The organism is Pantoea sp. (assembly GCF_039594315.1).
Lineage (GTDB): Bacteria > Pseudomonadota > Gammaproteobacteria > Enterobacterales > Enterobacteriaceae > Pantoea.
On sequence record NZ_JBCNNP010000092.1, the window covers coordinates 1 to 6,704 of the forward strand.

Below are 6,704 nucleotides of genomic sequence, written 5' to 3' on the forward strand. Positions count from 1 at the left end.
CGCAAATTAAATCCACCCCTGTTGCACAGCAACCTGTTATTACGTATTCTGATGATTCGGGTAATTCGTCGGGTAGCAAATTGCTGCCGTCGAAAGGAGCAAATAATGTGGCAACGACCACAGCTCCGGTTGTCGCACCACCTACAGTCAGCAGCACGACAAACAGCACAACTCCAGTGGGAAGCTGGCGTTGGCCGACTGATGGGAAGATCATCGATAACTTCTCCGCTGCGGAAGGCGGAAACAAAGGTATCGATATCGCCGGTTCGCGTGGACAACCTGTTGTCGCCACAGCTTCGGGAAGAGTGGTGTACGCAGGCAACGCGCTCCGTGGGTACGGTAATTTAATCATCATCAAACACAATGATGACTACCTGAGCGCCTACGCCCACAACGACTCTATGCTGGTCCGGGAACAACAGGAAGTTAAGGCGGGGCAGAAAATCGCTACCATGGGTAGTACCGGAACCAGTTCAGTAAGATTGCACTTTGAAATTCGTTACAAGGGGAAATCCGTAAACCCGTTGCGTTATTTACCGCAACGATAATCCGGCAGAACCTTGGTTCTGCCCTTGGATCACGGGTAGGAGCCGCTAATGAACCAGAATACGCTGAAAGTTAACGATTTACATGAAGATGCGGAATTCGAGGAAAACAACGGAGCTGAGGTTTTTGATGAGAAGGCTCTCGTTGAGAACGAACCTGGTGATAACAACGACGTAGCGGAAGAAGAGCTGTTGTCACAGGGTGCGACGCAACGCGTTTTGGATGCGACGCAGCTTTACCTTGGCGAGATTGGTTATTCACCGCTGCTGACGGCAGAAGAAGAAGTCTTCTTTGCGCGCCGTGCATTGCGAGGTGACATTCCTTCTCGTCGCCGCATGATTGAAAGTAACTTACGCTTGGTGGTAAAGATTGCCCGCCGTTATAGCAATCGTGGTCTGGCGTTGCTGGATCTGATTGAAGAGGGTAATCTCGGCTTGATTCGCGCCGTAGAGAAGTTTGACCCAGAACGTGGGTTCCGTTTCTCAACTTACGCCACGTGGTGGATTCGTCAGACAATAGAACGGGCGATCATGAATCAAACCCGTACCATCCGTTTGCCGATTCACATCGTTAAAGAGTTAAATGTTTACCTGCGTACCGCGCGTGAACTTTCGCACAAGCTTGATCATGAGCCGAGCGCAGAAGAGATCGCCGAGCAGTTGGACAAGCCAGTTGATGATGTCAGCCGTATGCTGCGTCTCAACGAGCGTATTACCTCGGTTGATACACCTTTAGGTGGAGATTCCGAAAAAGCGCTGCTGGACATCCTGGCCGATGAAAAAGACAACGGCCCGGAAGACACCACGCAGGACGATGATATGAAACAAAGCATCGTTAAGTGGTTGTTTGAATTGAATGCCAAGCAGCGTGAAGTGCTGGCGCGTCGTTTCGGCCTGTTAGGTTATGAAGCGGCAACGCTGGAGGACGTAGGTCGTGAAATCGGGTTGACCCGTGAACGTGTACGTCAGATTCAAGTGGAAGGTCTGCGTCGTCTGCGTGAGATTCTGCAGACTCAGGGCCTGAACATTGAAGCACTGTTTCGCGAATAAATATCGACGTTGTTGATACAGAAGGCGGTGGTGAAAACCACCGCTTTTTTTATGTCTCTATTAAACTCACTTTTTATCACATTGTCGGCACCATTCTTAATGGCAACCGTTAAATTGAGTGCTACAAATCCCAACAATATATAAACGAAATAATATTAATTAATCATCTAATAATGATGGTTTTTAACGATTCCATTTTCTAGAACTGTAATATTACGCATGACTTTCTTTGTGCTACTGCCGCGATTCCTCATCCAGTGTCACTCCAATAAAAGTTTTCATCCTGATGCTATGCCATGTTTTGCTCGTTGTATTGCCAGGGCTTTCAGGTGACGAAATTAATATGGAGAAATAATAATGAGTGTGCAAAGCAATAATGTCGAATCACAATACTCCAGAGTAATATTTGGCATGCCAATATCGCTATTGTGGGGATATATCGCCATGGCCATATTTATGACCGGCGATGGCATCGAACTCGCGCATCTTTCCCGTTATCTCTACGATCTCGGCTATGGAGAAAAACAAGTCTCACTGGTTTTTACTGTTTATGCATTAACCGCAGCAGTTTCGAGTTGGCTGTCGGGCGCCGTAAGTGAAATTTATGGACCTAAAAAGATCATGTTGACTGGCGCAGTTTGGTGGATCGTTTTGCATGCGGTATTTGTTTATTTTGGCGTGAGCGAAAACAATTTTACCTGGATGCTAATCAGTTACACGCTACGCGGCTTCGCTTATCCGCTGTTCTTTTATGGGTTTTATGTTTTAGTGGTACAACGTACGCCGGCACATCGGCTTGCTTCCGCTACGGGGTGGATATGGTCGATGTTCACCATTGGTTATGGCATCACGGCGTCCTTCCTTTCCGGTGTATTGGTACCTGAGATTGGCTTTATCAGCACCTTATGGCTTTCTCTGCTGTTTGCGGCAGCGGGCGGGGCGATTATTTTCTTCACAGTTAAAAATCAAGGCGATCAGCAAGCTGGAATTGGCAACGTGAGTCGCAAGGATAAATTACGCGAAGTCTCGCGTGGCATCACTTTGATCTTTGAAGACCGTAGTATGTTCTTTGCATTAATAACACGCATATTATGTAATGTTGCGCTGTTTGGATTACCGGTATTCATGCCTATATATTTCACACGTGAATTAGGCTTTTCAACACAACAATGGGCAACGATCTGGGGCGTGTTTTTCCTGGTTCAACCGGTGACTAATGTTCTCTGGGGGATTATTGGCGATCGGATTGGCTGGATTTTCCAAATGCGCTGGTTTGGTTTCTTCGGTTGCACTTTAACGACGGCTGCTTTCTATTATTTACCTTCGCTCTTTCCTGGTAATTTAGTTTTGGCCATTGTCTGTGCGTTGCTATTAGCATTCACACTCACTTCTTTTGTACCCATGGGCGCTATTTTCCCTATGTTGGCACCACAACATAAAGGTGCTGCGGTTTCAGTGCAAAATCTTGGTGGTGGATTTGGCAATCTTATTGGCCCTGCGGTTGCAGCGCTGATGTTTGGTCTTTCATTCGAAATCGAACACGTCATTATTACTTTTTCTGCACTCTATTTTATTGGTGGAGTAATGACATTCTTTATTCGTAATCCACAACCGAAAATAGAAAGAGAGAGCGTTTTAAATAATGCAGTTGTTGAATCGAAATAATTATTTCACTCTTTAAGGATAAAATATGACGATATTATTTTCATTGAAAAATCAGGTTGCCATCGTGACTGGTGCCGCATCGGGAATTGGCTATGCCATCGCTCGCTGCTTAAGTGAAGCGGGTGCCAAGGTGGCGATGGTCGATCGTGCCGAAGAAATAAAATCTGCTGCTCAAAATCTGGGAAATTCTGCACAAGGTTATGTTTTTGATTTAGCCAACGTCGATGCACTAGGCGAGTTGGTTGAGCAAATTCACCATGACTTTGGGCGGATTGATATTCTGGTCAATAATGCAGGTATCGGTATGCTGGAAGCGGTGGGTGAAGTACAACTCACCAGCTGGAACGCCACGATGCTGATCAACATGACCGCACCGTTTTTTCTTGCGCAGCATTGTTCACGCTTTATGAAAATGCAGGGATTTGGTCGCCTAATCAACATCTCCTCACAAGCCAGTGTGATTGCACTCAATGAGCATGCGGCGTACTGCGCCAGTAAGTCAGGGATGGCTTCTTTCACCCGTGTACTGGCAGCCGAGCTGGGGCCGTTTGGCATTACGGCCAATGCTATTTCACCTACCGTTGTTGAAACCGAATTGGGTAAACGTTACTGGCATGGCGACAGGGCAGAGCAGATGAAACAGAAAATCCCTGCGCGACGTTTCGCTACAACTGATGAGATTGCGGGAGCCGTGCTCTATCTGAGCAGCAAAGAGGCGGCGATGGTGAATGGCGAAAACTTAGTGGTTGATGGCGGGTATAGCGTGATTTAAAAACGCGGCTGGCTTCGTTATCTTTCAACGCCGTGGAATGAGTTTCAACAAGAGAATGACCCGCACAGAACATAATTTCTGTGCGGGACGAGCATTAAACCAACGTCTTTAAGCGATAAATCCACTCAAGCGCTTGCTTCGGTGTCAGGCTGTCAGGATCCAACGCTTCAAGGGCATCAACCGCCGGAGACGTTTCTGCCACCAGTAGTTGTATTTGTGAACCTTCCACAGTTGAGGCGGCTGAACTGCCCGATAACGCTTCGAGTTCTTTAAGCTTGTTGCGTGCGCGTTTTATCACTTCTTTTGGCACACCAGCGAGTGCTGCCACCGCAAGGCCGTAGCTTTTACTCGCAGCGCCATCCTGCACGCTGTGCATAAAGGCGATAGTGTCACCATGCTCAACCGCATCCAGATGCACATTCACCACACCTTCCATTTTTTCTGGCAATGTCGTCAGCTCGAAATAGTGGGTGGCGAACAGAGTCATGGCTTTGATGCGATTGGCCAGACTTTCAGCGCATGCCCAGGCTAATGAAAGGCCATCATAAGTCGAGGTACCGCGGCCAATTTCATCCATCAACACCAAACTGTTCTCGGTGGCGTTATGCAGAATGTTGGCGGTTTCCGTCATTTCAACCATGAAAGTCGAGCGTCCAGAAGCCAGATCATCTGCCGCGCCAACGCGAGTAAAGATGCGGTCGATCGGGCCAAGCACAGCTTCTTCAGCTGGCACATAGCTGCCAATCCATGCCATCAATGCAATTAATGCAGTCTGACGCATGTAGGTACTTTTACCGCCCATATTTGGACCGGTTATGATCAACATGCGCCGTTGCGGTGACAGCGATAGCGGGTTTGCAATAAAGGGTTCTTTTAGTACTTGTTCAACCACCGGATGGCGACCTGCGGTGATCCGAATCCCTGCTTTTTCTTGCAGCACCGGACGGCAATAGTTCAGCGTCCAGGCGCGTTCGGCGAGGTTAGCCAGCACATCCAACTCTGACAACGCGGCTGCGCTGATTTGTAGCGCTTCCAGATGTGGCAGCAAGCGATCAAAAAGCTCATCGTAGAGGCCTTTTTCCAGCGCCAGCGCTTTGCCTTTTGAGGTCAGAACTTTGTCTTCATACTCTTTCAGCTCAGGGATGATATAGCGCTCAGCATTTTTCAGTGTCTGGCGGCGGACATAATGAATCGGTACCAAATGACTTTGGCCGCGGCTGACCTGAATGTAATAGCCATGAATCGCATTAAAGCCGACTTTGAGTGTATCCAGCCCGAGTTTTTCACGTTCACGGATTTCAAGGCGATCAAGATAATCAGTCGCGCCATCCGCCAACGCTCGCCATTCATCTAACTCAGCGTTGTAGCCCGGCGCAATTACACCGCCGTCGCGCACCAAAACGGGCGGTGATTCGATAATCGCCTGCTCCAGTAACTCGCGCAGTTCGTTAAATTCACCCATCTGCGAACGTAGATTAATCAATTGGGTGGATTCAACGCTTTCTAGCTGTTGGTTTAATTCTGGCAACTGCTGGAAGGCATGACGCATACGCGCCAAATCGCGCGGACGCGCTGTACGCAGCGCCAGACGCGCCAGAATTCGCTCCAGATCGCCCACCTGGCGCAGTACTGGCTGCAATTCCTGGCTGAGCGATTGCAATTCCGCAATCGATTCCTGGCGACGTGCGATTGTCGTGACATCACGCAGTGGCATGTGCAACCAGCGTTTCAGCATACGGCTGCCCATCGGCGTGACAGTTTTGTCGAGTATCGCTGCCAGCGTATTCTCAATTCCGCCAGCCAGATTCTGGGTAATCTCCAGATTACGACGCGTAGCGGCATCCATAATTACGCTATCTTGCTGGCGTTCCATGCTCAGGGAGCGGATGTGTGGCAGAGAAGTACGTTGTGTATCTTTGACGTATTGCAACAGGCATCCGGCGGCACGCAAAGCCAGATGCGCTTGTTCGACGCCAAACCCACTTAAATCGCGAGTGCCAAATTGCAGATTTAGCTGTTGGCGAGCGGTATCAATTTCGTATTCCCATAGCGGACGGCGACGCAAGCCACGACGTTGATCGATCAGCGTCATTGCCTGGAAATCTTCCGCGTAGAGCAGTTCTGCCGGATTGGTACGCTGTAATTCAGCAGCCATGGTTTCCTGGTCAGCAGGTTCACTTAGGCGGAAACGGCCAGAGCTAATATCCAGCGTTGCGTAACCAAATCCACGTTGGCTCTGGAAAATGGCGGCGAGCAGATTGTCCTGACGTTCTTGCAACAGGGCTTCATCGCTGATGGTGCCTGGCGTGACAATGCGCACCACTTTGCGCTCCACCGGACCTTTGCTTAGAGCGGGATCGCCAATTTGCTCGCAGATCGCTACCGATTCGCCAAGTTGAACCAGTTTCGCCAAATAACCTTCTACGGCGTGGTAAGGCACACCAGCCATTGGAATCGGCTCGCCCGCAGATGCGCCGCGTTTAGTTAAAGAGATCTCGAGCAGTTGTGAGGCACGTTTCGCGTCATCGTAAAACAGCTCGTAGAAATCGCCCATGCGATAAAACAGCAGGATGTCAGGATGATCGGCCTTCAGGCGCAGGTATTGCTGCATCATCGGCGTATGGCCACTAAAGTCCATTTGCTCTGCTCCTTTCATCTCATTCTCACTCAAC

The 6,704-nt window shown here is 49.1% G+C and carries 5 protein-coding genes; 4 read left to right on the forward strand and 1 reads right to left on the reverse strand.

The window, feature by feature from the left end; genetic code table 11:
• The 4 genes from nlpD to ABDW13_RS22980 form a co-directional block, all read left to right on the forward strand.
• Window positions 1-548: murein hydrolase activator NlpD (gene nlpD / locus ABDW13_RS22965; protein ID WP_343554817.1), on the forward strand; the 548-nt coding region annotated here is incomplete at its 5' end.
• 48 nt (window positions 549-596) lie between these two features.
• Window positions 597-1,595, forward strand: coding sequence for an RNA polymerase sigma factor RpoS (rpoS, locus tag ABDW13_RS22970; protein WP_007893257.1), 999 nt, complete (start codon window positions 597-599; stop codon window positions 1,593-1,595).
• A gap of 357 nt (window positions 1,596-1,952) precedes the next feature.
• Entirely contained in the window at window positions 1,953-3,260 is a 1,308-nt protein-coding gene (locus tag ABDW13_RS22975) for an MFS transporter (RefSeq protein WP_343554818.1), read from the forward strand.
• 25 nt (window positions 3,261-3,285) lie between these two features.
• Window positions 3,286-4,032 (forward strand): GolD/DthD family dehydrogenase, encoded by a 747-nt coding sequence (locus ABDW13_RS22980; protein WP_343554819.1) that lies wholly within the window; start codon window positions 3,286-3,288, stop codon window positions 4,030-4,032.
• A 94-nt stretch (window positions 4,033-4,126) separates the two neighbouring features.
• On the opposite strand, the gene mutS is transcribed toward ABDW13_RS22980, so the two are convergent.
• Window positions 4,127-6,670: a DNA mismatch repair protein MutS gene (gene mutS, locus ABDW13_RS22985; RefSeq protein WP_343554820.1), complete on the reverse strand. Its 2,544-nt coding sequence runs from the start codon at window positions 6,668-6,670 to the stop codon at window positions 4,127-4,129.
• Window positions 6,671-6,704: the final 34 nt, after the last annotated feature.

Excerpts from the sequence above, each read along its gene's own strand:
- rpoS (WP_007893257.1), top strand. The coding sequence starts at position 597 with ATGAACCAGAATACGCTGAAAGTTAACGATTTACATGAAGATGCGGAA.
- ABDW13_RS22975 (WP_343554818.1), top strand. The coding sequence starts at position 1,953 with ATGAGTGTGCAAAGCAATAATGTCGAATCACAATACTCCAGAGTAATA.
- ABDW13_RS22980 (WP_343554819.1), top strand. The coding sequence starts at position 3,286 with ATGACGATATTATTTTCATTGAAAAATCAGGTTGCCATCGTGACTGGT.
- mutS (WP_343554820.1), bottom strand. The coding sequence starts at position 6,670 with ATGGACTTTAGTGGCCATACGCCGATGATGCAGCAATACCTGCGCCTG.